The 20,974-nt window shown below is 41.6% G+C and carries 17 protein-coding genes and 1 pseudogene; 5 read left to right on the top strand and 13 right to left on the bottom strand.

Features of this window, described 5'->3' with window-relative positions:
* The 7 genes and pseudogenes from hpsE (V7K97_RS05890) to V7K97_RS05860 form a co-directional block, all read right to left on the bottom strand.
* Positions 1-993: a hormogonium polysaccharide biosynthesis glycosyltransferase HpsE gene (hpsE, locus tag V7K97_RS05890; protein WP_334799816.1), complete on the bottom strand. Its 993-nt coding sequence runs from the start codon at positions 991-993 to the stop codon at positions 1-3.
* Positions 994-1,014: 21 nt separating this feature from the next.
* Positions 1,015-1,974: a hormogonium polysaccharide biosynthesis glycosyltransferase HpsE gene (gene hpsE / locus V7K97_RS05885; RefSeq protein ID WP_334799815.1), complete on the bottom strand. Its 960-nt coding sequence runs from the start codon at positions 1,972-1,974 to the stop codon at positions 1,015-1,017.
* 196 nt (positions 1,975-2,170) lie between these two features.
* Positions 2,171-2,833 (bottom strand): type II secretion system protein, encoded by a 663-nt coding sequence (locus tag V7K97_RS05880; protein ID WP_334799813.1) that lies wholly within the window; start codon positions 2,831-2,833, stop codon positions 2,171-2,173.
* Between the two features lie 36 nt (positions 2,834-2,869).
* Entirely contained in the window at positions 2,870-3,880 is a 1,011-nt protein-coding gene (gene hpsC, locus V7K97_RS05875; RefSeq protein ID WP_334799812.1) for a hormogonium polysaccharide secretion pseudopilin HpsC, read from the bottom strand.
* A 377-nt stretch (positions 3,881-4,257) separates the two neighbouring features.
* Positions 4,258-4,998, bottom strand: a complete 741-nt coding sequence (hpsB, locus tag V7K97_RS05870; protein ID WP_334799811.1) for a hormogonium polysaccharide secretion pseudopilin HpsB — start codon at positions 4,996-4,998, stop codon at positions 4,258-4,260.
* A 24-nt stretch (positions 4,999-5,022) separates the two neighbouring features.
* Complete coding sequence (hpsA, locus tag V7K97_RS05865) at positions 5,023-9,726, bottom strand: hormogonium polysaccharide biosynthesis protein HpsA (RefSeq protein WP_334799810.1); 4,704 nt, start codon at positions 9,724-9,726, stop codon at positions 5,023-5,025.
* A 720-nt stretch (positions 9,727-10,446) separates the two neighbouring features.
* Positions 10,447-10,619 (bottom strand): annotated as a pseudogene (locus tag V7K97_RS05860) (IS4-like element ISSysp3 family transposase); the annotation flags it as partial.
* Positions 10,620-11,238: 619 nt separating this feature from the next.
* On the opposite strand from V7K97_RS05860, the gene V7K97_RS05855 reads away from it, so the two are divergent.
* A complete protein-coding gene (locus tag V7K97_RS05855; RefSeq protein WP_334799809.1) occupies positions 11,239-11,514 on the top strand; it encodes a DUF7219 family protein in 276 nt (91 codons plus the stop codon).
* A gap of 652 nt (positions 11,515-12,166) precedes the next feature.
* On the opposite strand, the gene V7K97_RS05850 is transcribed toward V7K97_RS05855, so the two are convergent.
* The 4 genes from V7K97_RS05850 to V7K97_RS05835 form a co-directional block, all read right to left on the bottom strand.
* Positions 12,167-13,312: a glycosyltransferase family 4 protein gene (locus V7K97_RS05850; RefSeq protein WP_334799808.1), complete on the bottom strand. Its 1,146-nt coding sequence runs from the start codon at positions 13,310-13,312 to the stop codon at positions 12,167-12,169.
* Between the two features lie 6 nt (positions 13,313-13,318).
* Positions 13,319-13,963, bottom strand: a complete 645-nt coding sequence (locus tag V7K97_RS05845) for a DUF4291 domain-containing protein (RefSeq protein WP_334799807.1) — start codon at positions 13,961-13,963, stop codon at positions 13,319-13,321.
* A 12-nt stretch (positions 13,964-13,975) separates the two neighbouring features.
* A complete protein-coding gene (locus V7K97_RS05840) occupies positions 13,976-15,130 on the bottom strand; it encodes an NAD-dependent epimerase/dehydratase family protein (RefSeq protein ID WP_334799852.1) in 1,155 nt (384 codons plus the stop codon).
* Between the two features lie 161 nt (positions 15,131-15,291).
* Positions 15,292-15,810, bottom strand: coding sequence for a hypothetical protein (locus V7K97_RS05835; protein ID WP_334799806.1), 519 nt, complete (start codon positions 15,808-15,810; stop codon positions 15,292-15,294).
* A 222-nt stretch (positions 15,811-16,032) separates the two neighbouring features.
* Here V7K97_RS05835 and V7K97_RS05830 point away from each other — a divergent pair, with 222 nt between their 5' ends.
* The gene (locus V7K97_RS05830; protein ID WP_334799805.1) at positions 16,033-16,824 is read left to right on the top strand and encodes an FHA domain-containing protein; all 792 of its coding nucleotides are present in this window, start codon (positions 16,033-16,035) and stop codon (positions 16,822-16,824) included.
* Between the two features lie 91 nt (positions 16,825-16,915).
* Here the strand turns inward: V7K97_RS05830 and V7K97_RS05825 are convergent, their stop codons facing one another.
* On the bottom strand, positions 16,916-17,071 hold the full coding sequence (locus tag V7K97_RS05825; RefSeq protein WP_334799804.1) for a hypothetical protein: 156 nt from the start codon (positions 17,069-17,071) through the stop codon (positions 16,916-16,918).
* Between the two features lie 121 nt (positions 17,072-17,192).
* On the opposite strand from V7K97_RS05825, the gene V7K97_RS05820 reads away from it, so the two are divergent.
* The 3 genes from V7K97_RS05820 to V7K97_RS05810 all read left to right on the top strand — a co-directional run bounded on the left by V7K97_RS05820 (position 17,193) and on the right by V7K97_RS05810 (position 19,629).
* Positions 17,193-17,546 (top strand): hypothetical protein, encoded by a 354-nt coding sequence (locus V7K97_RS05820; protein WP_334799803.1) that lies wholly within the window; start codon positions 17,193-17,195, stop codon positions 17,544-17,546.
* Positions 17,547-17,624: 78 nt separating this feature from the next.
* Complete coding sequence (gene ycf46 / locus V7K97_RS05815) at positions 17,625-19,136, top strand: stress-responsive protein Ycf46 (RefSeq protein ID WP_094339753.1); 1,512 nt, start codon at positions 17,625-17,627, stop codon at positions 19,134-19,136.
* Between the two features lie 142 nt (positions 19,137-19,278).
* Entirely contained in the window at positions 19,279-19,629 is a 351-nt protein-coding gene (locus tag V7K97_RS05810; protein ID WP_012407317.1) for a DUF1257 domain-containing protein, read from the top strand.
* Between the two features lie 200 nt (positions 19,630-19,829).
* Here the strand turns inward: V7K97_RS05810 and V7K97_RS05805 are convergent, their stop codons facing one another.
* Positions 19,830-20,966, bottom strand: a complete 1,137-nt coding sequence (locus V7K97_RS05805) for a mechanosensitive ion channel family protein (protein ID WP_334799802.1) — start codon at positions 20,964-20,966, stop codon at positions 19,830-19,832.
* Between the last annotated feature and the right edge of the window lie 8 nt (positions 20,967-20,974).

Genomic DNA, 20,974 nt, shown 5'->3' with positions numbered 1-20,974 from the left:
TTATAGCGCTGATTTATTTTTTAATACTCTGCCTAGGTTACATTTTAAGTAGTAAAAAGGACTCATCATACTAGCCAAGTAAAACTCCATCTCAAAAAGAGCAATGAGATTACTTTTCAATTGCCCTCTATACTGAATGAGGTGCTGTAATACTCGGCGTAAATTTCCTAAAATAGTTTTCACAAACACTATTGGTTTTTGCCAATTTTTAGTATTTATCAAACGTAACTGGAAAATACACAAGCCACAGCCGCGTGCCAGAGTTAGGAGATAATCTTTCTCAAGTCGCCAATGTGGTATTTGATGATAAGTATGCATGGTAGGGTTATACCAAATTTGCCAGCCCGCATAATGTATGTAAAGCAATGGTTCGTAGTCATCACCCTGCACCAAAATACCAGGCAATTTCCCGCTTAAATTAGGTCGTTGTGGTACATTTTCACACCATACTTGTTTCCTCACAACTAGGGCGGCACCAGGAGGAAGTCTTAAATTATCTGCATCAAATAAATGCGGATTTGAACCCTGTTCTCTGATAGCCAAAAAAGCTTGAATTCTTTCAAAATTTTCTGGCGGTTTGACTTCAAAATCACCATGAATCTGTCCACCCCAAGCACCTGCTTGAGGATGCTCTAATCCAAAAATATATGCTTCTGATAACCAATTAGGAGCAGGTAAGTTATCATCATCTAAAAATGCTATTAGCTGCCCTCTAGATTCACGTACTGCCCGCAATCTTGCAAAAGCGGCTCCCTGTTCGGTTTCTAAAAAGTATCTTAAATGACAGATTCCATCATAATCTTTTTGGTAATTCTGGATTATTTCAGATGTATTATCAGAACTATTGTTATCTACAATAATAATTTCCCAGTTAAGTTTTTCTACTCCTGTCTGGGTTAATAGTTTATCCAATATTTTAGGTAAACGGGTTGCTCCATTATATGCAGGAATGGCTACGCTAACATCTAAATTTTCAATTGCTAATTCAGTCATAATAGCTAATATTTTGATAACTTATTTTTTTAAATATCCATTTTTCCAAAGATAGAAAGGGCTAATGAAACTACTTAGATAAAGTTCCATTTCGCAAGCAACCACCAAATCTTGTTTTATCTTAGTTCGATACTTGAGGACATGGAAAGCGATTTTACGCAGATCATTTATCATATAAGATAGAAGAGCAATTGGTCTATATACCTGCTTTATGTTGATCATTCTAGTTACATAACGGCTAAGTCCAATACCTCTAATAAAGGGAATTAAATAATCTTTTTGTAAACGAAACTCTGGTATTTTGTGATAAACTTCCATTTCTGGGTTATACCAAACTTGCCATCCTGATTTTTGAATATGAGACAACAGTTCTAAGTCTTCACTGCCAATCATATTGCCTTTAACTCTCCCATTAAAAATAGACTTATCTGGTACACTTTTAACCCATGCTTGTTTACGAACAACAAGTCCGGCAGAGGGAGGTAGTAATTTTTTGGCTGGTTCATATAATAGCGGTAAATTACCTCGCTCTGTAATTGCCAAGAATGGAGCGATTCGCTGAAAGTTTTCTGGTGGTTCTACTTCCCAGTCAGGGTGAATTTGGCTGCCATAAGCTCCCGCTTTCGGATATTTTTCACCAAAAGCATAAGCTGCGGATACCCAACTTGATACTGGGTAGTTGTCATCATCTAGAAAACCTATGAATCTACCTTTAGCTTCTGCAACTGCCATTTTTCGGGCATAAGCTGCTCCCTGTCGCGCTTCAAAGCAATACTTTAAAGGGTAAGGACACTGCCAATTTTGTTGATAGCTTTGAACAACTTCAGCTGTGTTATCAGTGCTGTTGTTGTCTACAACTATAATTTCCCAAGATAAATTTTCGGTGTTAAGTTGGTTTTGCAGTCGTTCCAGTAGTTCAGGTAAACGACTTTCACCGTTATAAGTTGGGATAGCTACAGTAAAGTCAAGGTTTTCAGTCATTTGACAAAAGTTTCATTTTGATATGTTGATTAAGACGCTTTTTATTATGTTCAGCCAATGGCTAGTTTGTCAGCGACTCTTAAATAAATCTATCAAACATTAGAAGTGCAGATGATGTTTCAATTTTGCTATCAACGTGCAGTTTTATGTTCAGTGGTATTACGTATTTTTAAATAAAGATTCCTAGCAAAACCGCTTAATTGCATTGAGTGTCTTTTGCTGTTACCATTGCTCCCAAGAGAGTTTCCACAATGACGCATCGCTTTATACCAGGCGATGTAGAGTTTGTAGGGCTTGGTGCAGCTATTACTATTTTTAACCCTGGAACTGTAGCAGATCCAAAGTTTGGAGTGGGTAAAGTTGGTAAAGCTCCCATATAGTCAAAAGTAATCTGTGTTGACGTATTTGAAGCAGGGTAGGATACAGTAGAGGTGGAATTAACAGTGTTTGCACTAGTGAGATTTGTGCCCAGCAGTAATTTATTAGAATTGGCTCCCACATCTGCCCCTAAACGTTTCCATGTGCTGATTCCAGCAGTGGTACGATAAATAGCAACATCTACATCTTGAGTTGTGCTATCTGTCTGAAAACTGACACTGTAGCTAAGTTTATTTCTTTTAGCTTCGCTCTGTGCTTCTCGCAGTGCTGCTAGAACTGCGTCGTTAACCTTATTTACCTGCTGTCGACTTAGAAAGGCAAACCAACCTGGAGCTGCGATCGCTGATAAAATTCCGATCATTAGCACCACTACAAGCATTTCTATTAAGGTAAAGCCAGCATCGTGTTGAGGATGAAATCGTTCCTTGGTGTTTTTATTACACATCTTAGCGTGGAATAACTTTGAAGTTAGGTTGTCCATAATGTCCCACCATTAATTGTGCTGCGTATATCAAGTTTATTTAGTATATAAATATCCACGTCCCTGAACGCGGACGCTTGCTGTTGGAAAGTAACTTTGGTTACTTGAAGAGTAATCGAAATTGCTAGTTTGCAACCGAGCTAGTGCATTGCCTCGTAAAAACACCTGTGCTGTGGTGTTGGCAACATCAACGCAAGTATAAAAGCCCATAAAACTACCTGAGCTAAGTGTTCCAGTGGGGCAAGTAAGAGTTGTTGAACCAATAGAGGTTTGATCGATATAATCAACTAGTACTAAAGGTTGTTGAGTGTAAGCTGCCGAGGCTGTTGTCCATGAATTCATTTGCTGACTGATACCTACGGCACCTGGTAGATTCAGGTTAAAACGCTGAAAACCTGCATCGGGGCAGTGGCTAGTGTCAATATATGTATCATTGGAATAACCAGTACAATTCCCAGCAGTACCAGTAGTAGTACCACTAGCAACCAGAACTCCATCCCTAATTTCAAATCTGGCAATACGAGCCGCATTTGACCAATTAGTATTACTATCTTTGATTAAATAGTAGGCAACTAGTGAGTAAACAAAAGTGTCGTCTGTTGTGCTGGTTGTAGTGCTGCTGGAAAGTGTAATCCCACCCGATAGAAACTTGCGTTTCCAAAACACTAGAATTGGTTGACAAGTAGTAGTAGAACTACAAACACTAGCTGGTTTAACAGGGGGTATTTGGTCTTGAATTCCTGAGCTTGCTGGGACACTGTTTGAATTGGTAGTCAGTGCAGTTTTATCATATATGTAGACAGCTTGTTGTAAATCATTGGTCATATAATCAACTGCTGTCTGGAGTTCTTGTTCAGAATTTGCCTTGGCTTGCTCTTTCTGATCTGTACTGAGAATATTAACCATGAATCCTAGCAGTGGTGTCAGCACCAGGAATGCCAGCAATAAGGCTACCAACAGTTCTATCAGGGTAAAACCATTAATTTGCTGAACAAACTTAGAATGTTTCAACTGAATGCTGAGAAGAAATTTTAGTCCATTCTTCATAACTAGCTTTTGCCCCTTAGAAGATGTTTTAAAAGTATTTAGCTGTGATTTTAGGCACTTGTTGATCCCCCCTAACCCCCCTTAAAAAGGGGGGAACCTGGAATCAAAGTCCCCCCTTTCTAAGGGGGATTTAGGGGGATCTAAAACGTTTTACTACCAAGAGAAGAACTTTTCAAACACCCTCTTAGAAGATGTTTTAAAAGTATTGGGCGAATAGAATTTGCGACTATAGAAGCAAAGTCCACCTCCGTAGCCTAAGAGTAGAGAGGTTTGGAATTTTCCCCCTTCCCTTGCAGGGAAGGGGGCTAGGGGGTTAGGTTTCGCGCTGGTTTTTCCACATAACCTTAAAAGTCAGCTTTCAACCTGACTACACAGAATTAATTACAAGTGTTGTTAGTAGTAGTGCTGCTAGTAACAGCAAGACGCTGACATAGAGCATTGAAGGTAGTGTTTTTAGAACCAATTACAGTGGTCATTTCCACTAGTGGGGATTGGGTACTGCCCAAACTCCCAGTAAAAGTTTTTTGTCTATTATTGGTACTACTAGTGCTAGCGTTGACAGTTTTAGTAAAGTCAATATCTGATCGATAAACTCTAATTCCCAAACCGTAACCATCGATTGGTTGACCTGTTGTGGTATTAATTGGGGTACTTCCTGTTACTATAACTTTTACAGCCTGAATGTAAAATAGGTTGCTTGTACAGCTTGGGGCACTAATAGTTAGGTTATTATTTGCATCTTTTGTCACACAATATAACAATGTTGATGCCGTAGGAACTGGCATATTTGTGGTGGTAAGTAAATTGTCCGCTAAACTCCTGGATGTTGTGGCGCTTGATTGAGGCAATACAATAGTGGCATTAGTCGTAGTAGTGATATTAGTGGGTTCAGGAATTGCAACTGCTCCAGTTTTCACACCATCGATGAAAGTTCTGACAGCTTGTGTGGCTAGTTCTACGCGTTTTGATTGAACGCGGGTTGCTGTTGCAATCACGATGGTAGGCGCGATCGCAGCCAGTGCAATAGCAACTATGATTATTGCTACCAGTGACTCAATGATCGTAAAACCAGCTTCATCAGACGGGTGACTTATTTGCTGTTGTTTGCACTTAATCATAGTTACTAACCAGTTTTTGACATTTTATGATGAGCAGCTAGTAGGACGTTGAGTGCTATCGACGACATTAGTACTATCTGAGGCTTTTTTGGCACACAACAACGTTTGCATCCATGTATCATCTTGAGCAACTTCCCGGAAGTACTCATTGGGTTTGTTATTTGGCGTTATCGCTAACTTTTGCGAAAATGCGTCTGGTGATTGCGATAGCAAGGCGACATCATAACCCCATTGTCTGTTGGGAGCCAGATAAAAAGGTACTTGACCATTGCTATTAGCGATCGGATATGCTGCTAAAGATGTGTTATTTAAGTATGCTACAAATGGTGCAGTAGCATAGGCACTACGGGTTCTTTGGATAAAAGAGCCGTTAATTGTAGCTGCAATGGCATCGCTTAAGGCACCAGTTGGGTTCCAATTTTCCAGGAGGCGGACAAAGTTGTGTAAACCACCATTATCTTCTAGAGGACGAGCCGGGGTGTCTCCCCCTGCTGCGGCTAAGTTAAAGGTGGTAGCTGTTGCTTGTTGCAGCCAATAAGAATTCTGTATGTTGCTAGGACCTATTCTGTTACTTGATGTTGGTGATGCAGTTTGATCAGTGCCGAAAGCTACTTGAATTTGTAACATTGGCGATAAAGCTGGTTGATTTGTTGTACCAGCAGTCAATGGTAAAACTATTGGGGGAGAATTATCAGTGATTGCTGTGTTTGAATTTGTTGTAGTTGTTAGAAACCAGAGAGCATTCGCTGCGGAATCTGGTCTATTGCTAGAACTAAAAGTACTCAGTGGAAATTGAGTTATTTTCCCGCCTTTGATACCTATAATGATTGGTTGATTATTAGGATCAGGCATGAGTTGTCCAGATGTAGTATCACGCAGAAAGGCAACACGGCGAGGATAGCCTAGATATTGAGAATTAGAACCAGTCGGTGATTGTGATTGTGCTGTTGTACCTGCTAAATGGGTATTCAGAGAAAAAGTCTGTCCAATAACAGATGAGGCTTTTACACTACCGGTTACTGTTACGTACCAATCCTTACCCGGATCACAAGCCGAAACAGGTAGTTTCGGACAGACTTCCATTAAATACTCTGGAGCAGTTCTTCTTCGCTGGATGGGTGTCACAAAGTTATTGAGGTAAGAACTGTTTGCAGTGGTAAGGGGCAAGTCACTATTAGCAGGGTCATACCAGAGAGTAGCATTGCCAACATTACTATTCACGACATTACTGTTGTTGGTAGTAACTACAGCATTACTACTATTGACAAAAGCAAACCCATTGTTCTGAAATGCGGTAATAGAAGTGTTATCACCCAAGTTATTATTCAGGTCATAGTCTCCATCACTGCGGTAGCCCGTCACATAGCTATTAGAAAGAAGTGTGATCGCATCTGACAACACGCTGGCAGGTCGCCATGCATCCCCAGTGGTACAATTTGGTAGTCTAGAGTCACCAGTACGACAAGCAAAGTTTGGATTCAGGTCTGATGCAACGCGAGAGTAAAAATTGCTCCAATCACTAGCTAGAGCTGTATTAAACTCTTGCTGTGTATGTTTATTAAAGTCGCCTTGAATATATACAGGCAAGTTAGAAGCTAGAACCAAGCCTTTTTCTGCATCTCTGTAAGTCGGAACACGCGAGAGTAGGTTGCCATTGATCAACATGATGGCGTTGGGACGGCGAGTTGGATCAAGTTTATAATCTACAGGGCTTTGTGATTGTTGAGTAGCTTGTTTTGCTTGTATTTGTGTCGCTGTGTCTGTTGCTGTAATTCCAGCAGGATAACTCAAATCCGGCAGTGCATCATCACGAGTAGCGTAAATAATACCACTATTGGGAATTAAGTATTCTTGTGGTGTTGCTGTACCATAAGGTGTTGTCCGCAACTTATTAATGTCTAATACAGTGGCGCGAATTTCCAGAGGTTGGCGGGTTTCTTTGGCGAGTTCATAATCTGGAGCCGACGAACTAGTAGATGGATTTGGTACGTTTGCGGGTGCCCCAGTTGCAATAGTACAGGGATATTGAAAGTAACAAAGCGTTGATGTCCCAGTTCCATTTCCATTTACACCATCAGCGTTGGTGAATGTTTCTACACCAGCTGTTGAGACATCTTTATGAATTGCCTTAATCTGTCTCGCATCTAAAAAAGCATTTTCGTAAATTGCGCCGTGAGGAATGACGCTAGTAGTTGGAGAGCCGATACTACCATCTAATATTTGGATGGCACAAACAGAAGCATCAATAGCAGACTGCTCTGATATTGTGAGTGTCCCAGAGGTAGCGACTAGCCCCATAGCGGTGTTCAGTGTTGGATTTACCAACCGCCCATTGGGATACATTAAATTAGCTTGGTATTTTAGTAAAGCTAAATAGTCAGCAACCCCCTTTGTTGGAGCTGCGTAGACAATACCATTATGGGAGTTACCACTCGCATTGCCGTTATATGGAAGGGCTGCAAGGTTCTTAGCTGTATTACTATTTGTAGGGTCGTAGAAGCTACTTATACAAGCAATTGGTTTAGGGCTTGTTGCACTGTAGCCACTCGCTTGGTAGTGATAAACTGCTGTAGCCCTCATCCGTAAATACGGCGTATTATTAGGATCTGGTAAATATACTTTACTGGAATTGTAAGTATCTGGATTAATGCCACTAGCAATAGTATTAGGCACGGGCATCATATCTGACCAAATTCTATTTGTAGCCGCCGCTGCCGTATTCAAAGCAGCTTGGGTGCTACTAACAGTAAAAGTTGGAGGCAAATAAATTCCTGCACCAGTGACTACCCGCAAGCCACCCACAGGATCATCGGGAGTTGTTGGTACTGTAGCAGCTGCTGATTCCCAGTCTCCATCTCGGCTAACAATTCCTAAATCAGCCAATTGCTGTACACCACTGCTGCGAGTGCGAGTTCCACTTCCGCTATCCCAGTTAACATTTGTAATATTTTGGGTATCTGTGGTAGCATTTGAACCAATAAATGTTGTTCCGTTCCACCACAATGCAGGTAGGTTATTGCCAAGCAAAACGCGATCGCCAACGTATTGTTCTACACCTAGTGTTTGTTGCTGAGTTGGTTGTGTAGCACTAGGTAGCAGCTTAGAATTACTAATGTTAAGTGTTAAATTGGAATAATTAGTTTTAGTTTGACCATCACTAGGATTAAAGGGATAAACCCAAGTGTCTGGTGGACGCAGCGAGTTACCACTTCCTTGTAAAACTGTACTAGTGGTATAATCTATACTAGTCGTAGGATTTATGATTGCATCTGCACCAAAAGCAGCTTCACCATAGGGTACACGGCGGGTACGGTCTTGAAAGTAAAGTATTAACTGGTTATTACGGACACTGGATTGTTGCGCTGCACTGGCAGTAGCTGTAGTTAAATTTAATAGTTGTAGTTGCTGTGTAATGGCATCTTGAACTTGCTGTGGATCAGTAGATGCAGCGTTAGCCATCTGTGCTTGCACCAAAAGATTGATGCGCTGTGCATAAGCTAGGCTATTGTAGGCAATATTATTCGGTTGGTCAGTGACTGATTTGTTAGGTTGAACACTAAGATTTTGATTAGGAGCAACTCCTTGCCCTTGGAATAAATGCACTCCAGTACTGTTACTTGCATCACTAGTAGCAGTAAAACCACCCGCCCCTAAATTGCCTCCTACAACAATTTTGGCATTATCCTCACTGTAGAAACAGGAATTTTGACTACTAACCTGATAAAGCGTGATATTATTAGAACCGCTACCAGTTAGGAAATTACTATTAGTCAAGATCCGGCCATTTAGGTTAAATTTGGTACCTGGGGTAAGTTCTATATCATCGTTATAAACCACCGCATTGTTAACTAGCGGTAGTTGTACACGGTCTTGTTGATACTCTAAACTTGAAAAACCTTTATTCCCGTTAAAAGCTTCGTAATTGGCTGCATCACTACCTGTTGGTTTGTTATTGTTAGTAATGGGAACATTAGCAGTGTAGACAAAAAAGCTTTTTTGAAGCTGACTAGCAATATTAACCCAGCCCGTACTCCCCACTAAAGTTGCACTTGTTCCCACACTATTTTTACAACCACTGCTTACACTACCAGCAGTCATGGGTGGAGTTCTTGCCTCTAGAGGATTTCTAGGGCGGCTGTATGTGCCATTAGTTATAGGCGGAGTTCGGAAGTAAATTCCGTAAAGAGTAAAGCTGTCAAATTTACCATTGTTATTTGTATCAATGGGGAACATCCATGCCGTTGCCAAAGGTAATGGCTGACCTTCTGGTGGTGCAGATGCATAAGCATAACGCAGTGTTAATGGAGTTTCATCTCCCAGAGTATATTCAGTCAAATTAGTACTTAAGGTACTCTCTAAAACTGTATCTGAAGGTACTGATCGTGGCAGTCGGCTGTCGGCAAATAGCTTGTCTAATTTTGCTCTAGCTCTGTCAAGGGCTGGTGCTGCGGCGTTAAGTACAGCTTGATTCACTCGCACATTACTGGCATTTTTGGAGCGTTCAAAAGACCGAAATAAAATGGCGGCGGTCAATAATACAACTACTATTAATACCATTGCCACTGTGGGCAATAAAAACCCAGCATTCTCTGAGCCGCGTCTTGTTTGAGTACCAAAAATAGCCCGCAGGAGCCAAATAATTTGCTTATTAATTGCAGATAAAAACTGCTTGCTAACTTGTTTGAAGGTTTTTTGAATTACCTTGAATAGCTGACGTTTTCGAGACATAGGTGCTTCCTTGTCAAGTGTTTTTAGCGAATGTTTGATTTTCTGAAATCTTCAATTATGCCTATCAAATATTTTTTAGGCATAATTTATAGGCAGAATATGAGATTATACTTATGTAACTAACTACTACATCTGGTTTTGCTAAATTTCAAATAAAGTAGCTCAAACATAGGAGAATTTATTTAAAGTTATATCATTGATGAATTGCTGTTTTTATCCGGTAAACACTGATTTTTTCAAAATTATTTAATTCAAGTCTGATAAAGAAAAAGTGCATAATTTCACAGTAAAATTGCGGAAATGTATTTGATTTGAAGGCAAGTTTATGAAGATGTTGTTAGCAGAGTAAACTTAGAATACCCAGCTGTTAAAGGAAAGATATCAATTGGGTGCAAAATAATCAGATGTTGGGCTGATGTTGATCGCATTTGTAAAATTCGGACAGCAAGTGACAAAGCCAACACAGTTAGTCGCGGGAGCATCTCAGCGAAAGCAAATATACCAGGCGATTAGAAATCGCGGCTACACAAACGTACCCCGTTGGGAACCCGTTCGCGTAGCGTCTCCGAAGGAGAAGGGTAGGCCGCCTACGCGGACTCAAAGGATTTGAAACCCACGGAGGTGGGTTTTGTCTGTATAGCCGCGAATTCCATTCGCTAGGGCAAACGTGTTTTTACACTCATTGAGATGCTCCCGTTAGTCGCTGGATGGCAGCAATGGTAATTGGGTCGCTTTGATATTTAAGAAGGCGGTTTTGAGGGTGGCAAGCAGTTGTTCAATTCGCCGTATATACTAATTACACAGAGTGCTTGTTCTCAACAAACGACCTTGTGGGTGGTCAGGAATCGCCAATGAATCGCTTTTTGACCCAGAGGTAGGTTGACTTCAAGTGCGTAAAATTTATTCATATACATTGAATTTTTCTCACCGACTTACTTATCTCTCTAATGAGATTGACAAACTTCTTGCCCGAATCTCTAACTTTTAACAGAGGACGATTGACTTGAGTACATAGTATATTTACTTAAATAGGATCGGTTATATATTTGTAATTATTTTTGCAAATAAAATTTACTAAGACATCCGAGTATGTTTTAGTAGCTTATAGCTCAGGGTTTAGACTGAAGTTAATTACAGTTTTAACTTCTATAAATTAAAATGAGATAAATTAACAATCGGGAGGAAAATCAAATATTCTCGTCTAGTTACTTTCGGGGAAAACTTTTTTGTAATATTTACGACAAAAGTAAGCTGTCGCGCATTTAATTTGCACAACTAGGGCGCTCATGTTGCCCACCCCACAAGAGATTCATTTTTTTGAGGATGCAAATTAAAAGATTTTTAGCTTATTTCAAGCTTTATTCTCTAGTCTCAAAGTCTGAATCAATCAATTCCTGCATCACCAATTGGAAAAAGAGTTGGATGGTTTGATTTACCTCAGTATGACAAAAGAAAGATTAGGTTAGCTAGTGATAGAGCTTCAGAAATTAAAAGAGAAGGTGAATTGAATAAATGGAGAAAAAAATAGTGAACAAGGATGATTTTCTCTTCCCTCGTGGTCGCTACTACGGTCAGGTAAAGCCAGAAAACTTAGTTTTTAATGCGAATCTACAAGAATTTGCTCAACGCGTAAGTTACATTTGCAACTTAGAAACAGGTGGAAAAGTGCCTCCAGGTGCAGCTTACGAACAAATAAAGGATCTATGGAAACAATTGAAACGCTCAAAAAAAGAGCTAGGAATTGGCGAAGACCCGTTTCAGGATGATCATGGAGAGGCTCAAGGTTGAATGGGGCATTGGGCATCCCTTCTCTACGAGACGCTACGCGTAGCTTGCTTCCACGAAGTGGTACGGCTCCGCTCAGGGCAAGTGGGCATTGGGCAGAGGGAGAATAACTAATGACTAATGACGACTATTTAGTAAGCATTGTGCAGACACCATCCCAGGACTCTGGGGGCTGCGTTTGTTGGTAATTACACGCACCTTCTATAGGAATCCGGTTTGATTTCTGAAAAAAATTAAGTATTTGTCGGGTGCGTTATGACTTGAGTCTAACGCACCAAACCCTTGAAAATGGTGCCGTACTCTCGGCGATAACACACCCTACGTGTTGTTCAAAAATCAAATAGTAATCCTATAGATGCATATCAACAGCTCGATCTTGGGTTGGATGGATTTGGTGGCTTCAAAACACGCAATCGCCAATTAACTCGTGGATATTCACAGCCTAGTGTTTGCCTTTGACGCGAATTTTATCTAACTGGCGCACCCCAATGCGATCGCTGCACAATTGGTAAGTAAATTAACTCAAAGTTGACGTAGCCAAGACGCTGCCAGGATTGGCGAGTGTCATGGTAATTTTAGATTTTAGGCATTGGACATGGTTATTTTTCTTGTCCTCCTCATCTCCCTCATCCTCACTAACCCCACTGCCCACTGTTTACTCCCTACTCCCCGATTTTGCCAAGTGTTCAGAAAGTATGACCTTTTGGTAGTAATCTTGCAGCTGTCTGGTAGCAGCTGCCCAACCCCAACTTTCTGCTTCCTGGCGAGCATTTTGACGGATGATGTCTCGTTGTTGTTTTTGTTCTAATAGGCGAACAGTAGCAGCTAATGCCCCTTGAACATCTGCTGTTGGCTCAAAAAGATATCCATTTACCCCATCTGTCACAATATCAGGAATTCCCCCGGAACGGGCTGCTACCACGGGACAGCCAGCTGCCATCGCTTCTAGTAATACTAAGCCTAGTGTTTCTGTACGGGAAGGAAAGATAAAGGCATCAGCACTCGCAAAGGCAGAACCTAATTCTTGTCCCATAAGATAACCAACAAAATAAGTGTTTGTGCCGGCAAAGTGTTTTTGCAATGCTTGACGGTGGGGACCATCTCCAACTAATGCTAATCGCGCTGCCGGAATTGCTTCTAAGATTGGTTTGATGCGCTCAATTTCTTTTTCAGCCGAAAGCCGCCCAACGTAAAGTAGCAATGGACTCTCTGGATGATTTTGCGATAAGCGCGATCGCATCTCTACATTAGCTAAATCGGGGTGAAATAATTCTGTATCTACCCCACGCTGCCATAAATCTACACGTTCAATACCGTGTGCTGTCAGTTCCTCAACCATTGCTGTGGAAGTACACAGATTTAAAGCTGCTTGATTATGAGCGCTTTTCAATAATTCCCAAAGAAAACCCTCAAGCATCGCCAAGCCGTAATGCTGGAGATATTGGGGTAAATGGGTATGATAAGAGGCTACTAAGGGGATTTTGAGGATTTTGCTGTAAAATATGCCAGCTAAACCCAAAACTGCTGGATTCACCACATGAATAACATCCGGCTTAAACTCTTCTAAAGCGTAACCAATGGCTGGGCGTGGTAATGCCATTTGCAATTCTGGATATAATGGCAGAGGAAAGCCAGTAACGCCGTAAACTTTAGCGCCTTTATGTTCTGTGATGCCTCCATCAGGGGCAATCACCAGCACTTGATTACCACTGCGCTGTAGATGGTCAACAGTATGGCGTAGGCGCGTTACAATGCCGTCAACCTTCGGTAAAAAGGTTTCGGTAAATAGAGCGATTCTCATAAAAAACTATTCAGTCCAGGCAGATAATCTCAGCTTTGCTTGCGTTTCGGTATCAAACACAGAATAGACTCTCTCCTGTGGTGTAATCAACTCTGCACAGTCAGATTTAATGTTTTGGCGCTGTTTTTGTACAAAGTCCGAGATGTCCTCAATGTTCACAATCCAATCTTTGGCGTAAGCAGCTAGCACTTGGCCACGTAACCCTAACTGAATAGCGCGTCGTTCTAATTTTGTCCCATTTGGGTGATGATCCGGGTCCCATTGTAGGCGGACTTGTGATTGCTTCAATGCTCTTTGCCATGTACTTTTATCGGGATAAAGTTCTGGAACGTAGCTGGAATGAACAGCCGCCGCTAAAATTTGATCAAAAGCCGAACGCTTAATCCAAATAGCTAACACTACCTCTTGCCCATTTTGTGTACCCCATCCAGAACGATACATCATCCAGAGGAAGTTAGGTTTTATCCAACTCATACGCTCAAAACTGAACTCACCACCAAAATAACCGTAGGTGGCGGCGAAGTTACCAATAGCTGGACGATACGCCTGATAAACAACAATTAAATGGTCGTCATATTGTGCTAGAATATGACGACCATTTTTAGGCCAATTACTGACTTGAGTGAAATAAGGTTCTGTTATCAGCCGCACGCAGAGTTAACCCTAATTTCTGTGCCAAGAGACTTTAGGCAGAATTTGTTTATGATCAACTCGTTCCTGATACTTGATGGCAAAGTTTAACAGAGAATCGAGGAGAGAATCAGAGAGCAGGTGAGGCTGTAAACCTAAATCGAGCAATTTGGTGTTTTTAGCGTTGAAGTAATGTTCTTCTTTTTCAACTCTGGGATTATCTAAGTGATTGATTTCTACGTTCAATCCGATAGCATTACCAGCTTTTTTTACCATCAATGCCAATTCGCCGACGCTGAATTGTTCGGTAAATTGGTTGAATACACGGAATTCACCAGCTTCGGCAGGGTTAGCGATCGCTAATTCCACACATCGGACTGTATCCCGAATATCCAAAAATCCGCGAGTTTGCCCACCTTTACCATAGACGGTTAGAGGGTGTCCGATCACTGCTTGAATACAAAAGCGGTTCAGTGCTGTACCAAACACACCATCATAATCCAGCCGATTAATCAATAGTTCGTCCATATCCGTTTCTTCGGTTAAGACGCCGTAAACTACACCCTGATTTAAATCAGTGGCCCGCAATCCCCAAATCCGGCAAGCAAAGTGGATGTTATGACTATCATGGACTTTGCTTAAATGGTACATTGAACCGGGTTGCTTGGGATAAGGTAGGGTATCCTTGCGTCCATTGTGTTCAATGGTGATATACCCTTCTTCGATATCAATGTTGGGTGTACCGTATTCACCCATCGTCCCCAGCTTCACCAAATGACAGTCCGGGAAATCTTCCCGCATGGCGTACAGTAAGTTCAACGTCCCAACTACATTATTGACTTGGGTGAGAACTGCATGTTCTCGGTCAATCATGGAAAATGGGGCTGAACGCTGTTCACCAAAATGCACTAGGGCATTTGGCTGAAATTGCTGTAATGTTTTATAGAGAAACTCGTAATTCGTGATATCGCCGATGAACAAGTCGATCGATTTACCCGTCAAATCTTGCCAGCGCTGGAGACGTTGTTGAATTAGTGCGATCGGAGTGAGAGTTTCGACACCAAGTTCATTATCCCAATGCCGCCGCACCAAACTATCTAAAATTCCAACTTCATAACCTCGATTGGAAAGGTAAAGAGCAGTTGCCCAACCGCAATATCCATCACCACCAATAACCAGGACTTTCATCTTCACCAGTTTTTACTCGCTGATAGCTAAATCTACCAGGTTTCTGTACCCTGTTAATCATTATTCTGTCCCAGATGTGGATTTTGTAGGAGTGGGGAGTGGGGAGTGGGGAGTGGGGGAGATGAGGAAGATGAGGAGAATAACCCATGCCCAATGCCCAATTAAAACTTTGAAATCCGATACTGCTGGGCAATGTAATAAAACAAACGATAGTAATCTGGAAATTTTTGGCTTTTGCTTCGTCCCCGCAAACAGTATTTCACTTGACTCTGAGTTAGTGTCAGTGTCATTGAACCTACTTGTTGATCAACTTCTACAACCATTACCCCAGAAACTCCTTGGGCAGTCTGAAAGTTGGGTTTTATCTTTTTAACTGACTCTTGAGCATTTGGTAACTGCTGACTTGCCCATCCCCGAATTTCCACTGAGTTATCCTGTGGTGAAATAAACGCAATTCCATCATCATTTGCTGGGGCTGCTAAAGAAGTCCAGTTACTCGGATATGGAAATTCAAAGCCATAACGAGAGTTGCTATAAGTTTTCCAGGCGATCGCTCCAGAGTTAAAATTATTTGCAGTACAACCCCACAGGATTATGAACAGGGCAATGACTCCGCTAACACTGGCGGCAAACCGATAAATTCTTCGCCCCAAACTACAGGTTTTATTAGCAGTAGCCATTTACATCACACATTTTGCCAAAGTCACTGATTTTATACAAATACCAGAAACTCAGATCAATACCTTCGCCAATTTACGAGTTATTCCCGAATCGGGAAACTACTGCATAAATTGCACCAAAAGAGCGCTGATTAAAAATTCAATATTCTTTCAGGATATTTACCATTCTCTTTTTAGTTCCCAGTAGAGCAAGCTGAAAGTAAGTGCTTTATAACACAACTAATGTACAGCGCATCTCAGACAGCCGAGCTAACTTTGGAGCTTTTTCACTTCCAAACCAACACATCTTTACAATTTCCGCCAAATCTTTCTGTAATTTCCATCGGCAAGCCAAACGACCAAAAACCACCAGATATTGATGTTTCTGGCTTACCAGATTCCGATGTGGCATCCCGTATCCACGCGCAAATTTGGATAAATGGGGATGAATACCATATCAGCGATTTGGGCAGTTCTAATGGTACATACATTAACGGCGCGAAACTTCAGCCTCAAGTTTTTTCTCCACTGCAACCGGGAGATAGAGTTTCCCTTGGGCAAGGAGACAAAATAACTTTCATGTTTAGGGTGCAGCAGCACTCTGCATCTGCCCCAAAAAACTATACACCAAACTCCGCACCCACAAAAATTACAGTGCCTAACATCGGCAAAGAAGAGGAAGAACAAGTAGTCCTTGCCAGCAAGCTTATTGGCTTAGGACTAATCCTAGCAGGCGTTACATTTTTAAGTACAAGCATTTATGTCAGTGTTTATTTACGCAGCACACCTGGAATTTTGCTGTGTGTGGGAGGCGTAGTAGCTCTAAATTGGGGTGGACGCGATCATCGGAAACTGGGATGGGTATTGATTGGCATCGGAATCGCTCTCTTCATCGCCAGTGGTGTTGTAATCGGCTCAGTGTCTCTTTTTTCGATGCTAGTGTCATTTGCTGGCATCTCCTGTGGATATCAGTTGTTTACAACCGGAAAGGTGTTCAACTTTAATCCGCTTACGCTGCAAATAACTAAAAAATAAGCACCGCTATTTCCCATAAAAGTTTCAGTTTTTGAGTTGACAGGTTTATAGTCAGCGATTTATCGCCCAATTAAATAACGCGATGTGCAACTTATTCTTGAAACCCCACTTCCATTTCTCTCCCCGTTGGCGTCAGCCTGTCGTCAGACAAGCGGAGAGAGGCTTTAAGTCTTGCTCCCCTTCCCTTGTAGGGAAGGGGCTGGGGGTTAGGTTTGAGAGCAAGTTGCACACCGCGTTTAAATAGCATTTCAGCCTCACTTGTAAACAAATGTAACAAAAGTAGCGTTAAAACGTTTTACTGTCTTGACAACCAAGAAAAGAACCGATAACTTGATATACATACCCGGGTAAGACCGTTAAAGAGTTATATGCAAACGCAAACTAAGCAAAAGGTCACTTTGTATTTATCGTCAGAGTTGCACAGAAAACTGAAGATTCGTTCAGCAATCGATTCCGAGCCAATGTCAGAACTTGCCGAACGCGCCCTTGGTTTTTACCTGTCTAATCAAGAATTAGTTGACGAGTTGGAAGATTCCACTTATGGGCGGACTCATAGAGTTTATTCATGCCCAACTTGTGATAGCTCACTAGTCTTACGTGATGGGGAACTGGTTACTTTAGGCAATCAACCAGGAGTAGTTGGTCAAGAGCATCTTTCTATTGATGAGATGGATGAAGATGAAACCAATCCCAAGGGCGAGGAAGAGTTAGTTCCTTGCTAGATAGATATTCATGATTTGGTTGTCTTTACCAGAAGCAATGTCTCTACTGTCTCTATAAGGTCTCAAGTAGGTCGAAGTATGAAAGAAGAGCTCAGTATCCTAATTCAAGCTCAATACCCTTTAATCTACCTTGTGACCTCCGAGGAAGAGCGGGCCGAGCTAGCAGTTTCCACCATCGCCCAGTTGTTAAAGCCCCAGCGCCGAGTATTTATTTGGACAGTAACACACGGGATTGTGGAGTATGGTCAACCCCGGAATGTTACCCAACATAATACTGTGTCTCCAGAGGCAGCCATTGAGTGGATCATCCGGCAGAAAGAACCCAGTATATTTATTCTTAAAGATTTACACCCCTTTATTGATGCGCCTGCAACAAACAGATCGTTACGTGATGCGATCGCTAGCTTTAAAGGTACGCAAAAGAACATCATTTTGATGTCTCCCATGCAGCAAGTACCTATAGAGTTGGAAAAAGAAGTTGTTGTTATCGACTTTACACTGCCAGATATGGCAGAGTTGAATAAAGTACTGACTCAGCACGTAGACCAAAATCGTGGTCGGCGGTTGACAACAGAAGCCAGAGAAAAACTTCTCAGAGCGGCTTTAGGTCTAACTAAAGATGAAGCTGAGAAAGTCTACCGAAAGGCGCAGGTAACTACAGGGCGTTTGACGGAAGATGAAGTAGATATCGTTTTATCTGAGAAAAAGCAACTAATTCGGCGCAATGGGATCTTAGAATACATCGAAGAAGATGAAACCATTGATGCTGTAGGTGGCTTAGAAGAGTTAAAAAGATGGCTCAAGCAACGCTCTAACGCTTTTACAGAAAGAGCGAGAGAGTATGGTTTGCCTCAACCAAAGGGGATGCTAATTCTAGGAGTTCCCGGTTGTGGTAAGTCACTAATAGCCAAAACTACTTCCCGACTGTGGGGTTTACCACTGTTGCGGTTGGATATGGGGCGAGTTTACGACGGCTCAATGGTGGGACGAAGTGAGGCAAATCTGCGAAACGCCCTGAAAACAGCAGAATCTATTTCCCCAGCGATTTTGTTTATCGATGAATTGGATAAATCCTTTGCTGGTAGTGGAGGTTCCTCTGATTCTGATGGGGGGACTTCAAGTAGAATCTTCGGCTCTTTCCTCACATGGATGCAAGATAAGAAATCACCAGTATTCGTGATGGCAACCGCCAACCGAGTAGAACGCTTACCTGGCGAGTTCTTGAGGAAAGGACGCTTTGATGAAATATTCTTTGTCGATCTGCCAACACCGGAAGAACGGCAACACATTTTCAATATTCACCTGACGAAACGCCGTGAAGACATCTCTCGATTCGATCTTGAGCAACTAGCCAAGATGTCTGATGGCTTTTCTGGGGCAGAAGTTGAGCAAGCGATCGTTGCGGCAATGTATGAAGCTTTTGCCCAAGATCGGGAGTTCACCCAACTAGATATTATTGCTGCACTGAAGGCAACATTGCCGCTGTCTCGAACGATGCAAGAACAAGTAACGGCTCTGAGAGATTGGGCCAGACAGCGCGCCCGCCCCGCAGCATCCTCCGTAGCTGAATATCAGCGAATGGAGTTTTAAAAGCTTTCCTCTGCCATCCCAGGGGGAAAGGCTAGCTGAAAATGCTAGCAGTTATAAGAAAAAGCCGCATCCTACTAAGCGCGGCTTCGCTCAAAACAAACCGTTGTCGTTTTTCTCAATCTTCTCATTGGAGGAAACCCAAATGTCTCACTTTAGCACCCTGCGTACCAAGATCACCGATGCCGAAATCCTCAAAGCTTCTTTGCGCGACCTCGGTATCAGCGTAAAGACTGAAGCTGATGTCCGTGGTTATAACGGTCAGCGCGTCCGTTCTGACATCGTTGCTATGTTGGATGGCGAATATGACCTCGGTTGGTCTCGCAACAGTGATGGTTCTTTTGACCTAATTGCTGACTTGTGGGGCGTTGCTAAGAAGCACAACCAAACCGAGTTGATCAACTCAATCAACCAAAAGTATGCCGTTAACAAAACCTTGGCTGAAGTAAAACAGCGCGGTCTGCAAAACGCCAATGTGAAGTTGGTATTGCAATAACAATTTCTCTGCGCGTTCCCAAAGCTGCACGGGTTAACCATATAAATAGCGGTTAGCCCGCTTTTTTATCGGGACTGAGATTTATTTCTCAGTCCCGATTTTTATATATAAAATTATATCCTTCAGTCGCACTCAGCTAAACATATTACTGGGTGTCGATGGTGTAACTTACTACATTGTACTGACCATTCTGGATACCATTAAATTGTTATGTGTGACTCGACATAAAGTGTCGATTCTTGCATAGTGAACTCTATACCGTAACCACTGAGCTTTCTCGATATAGCTTGATTGGCTAATTCCAGTAAACGCTTGCGGAAATCAATGGAATTTTCATTTGAACCTAGTATAAAGAAACTCACCCTTGCACGAACTCCCAAGTTTCCTTCTCGATTAAATATGTTAATTTTTGTACTGCCTGGATCGATCCCAAATAAAGTATTAGTACTCTCCTTAACAACTTTTTCGATTAATGCTTGTTCAGCTTTTTCTAAGCTACGCGTAAAATCAAGATAGAGCATAACCATCACCTTTTTACCTCTAGTAATATTTTCAATATCTGTATTTGCCAATGTTGAGTTTGGAACAATCACAAGGGTGTTTTTACCAGCAGTTCGCAGTCTGGTCGAACGCAAACCAATAGCTTCGACACGGGCAAATAATATACCCTGAGAACTTAAATTTACCCGAATATATTCTCCAGGAGAGAAAGGACGATCTAGATACAAGACAATTGTTCCAAGAATCTGTTCTAAGGTTTTTTGAGCGGCAAAAGCAACCGCAAGTCCCCCAATACCTAAACCAGCAAGTAGACCAATTAAATTAATATTCTGGCTTTGAGCAAATGCCAGAGCCGAAAGAAAACCAATCATCACATTAGCAAGAGTTTCAAAAACCAACAGTAATTCATCAATTTCCAGTCCTATCTTGCGGAGTAAAACAATGCCATATACCCGTAATAATTGGCGGAATAAGTTAGATGACAGCACTGCCAAACTGATGATTACTGCTAAATTTAAGAAAAATTTCAAAAAATAATAAAATCCTGTATATTTTTCTAACAAATTTAAACATACAGAGATTAGGATTAGGGTTCCGACAATTTTAAGTATATTTTCTAACGGGTCAATTAAGCTGGCATAAATTTTTGATATTCCTACTGGGGAAATTCTCCGAATAACTTTTTTTAAGAATAAAGGAGTATATTTACCAATCAAAATTGAAAGAAAAACACAGAATAAAAAAATAGCGAGACTAATCCCTAATGAGATGAAAAAGTTGCGTGTTGCTTCGTCAACGAGCAACCATTTTTGTATATTCTTAAAGAGGACGTTCATTTTAATTA

The organism is Nostoc sp., assembly GCF_036917815.1.
GTDB lineage: Bacteria > Cyanobacteriota > Cyanobacteriia > Cyanobacteriales > Nostocaceae > Nostoc.
This window is presented reverse-complemented; position numbering and strand designations above follow the sequence as displayed.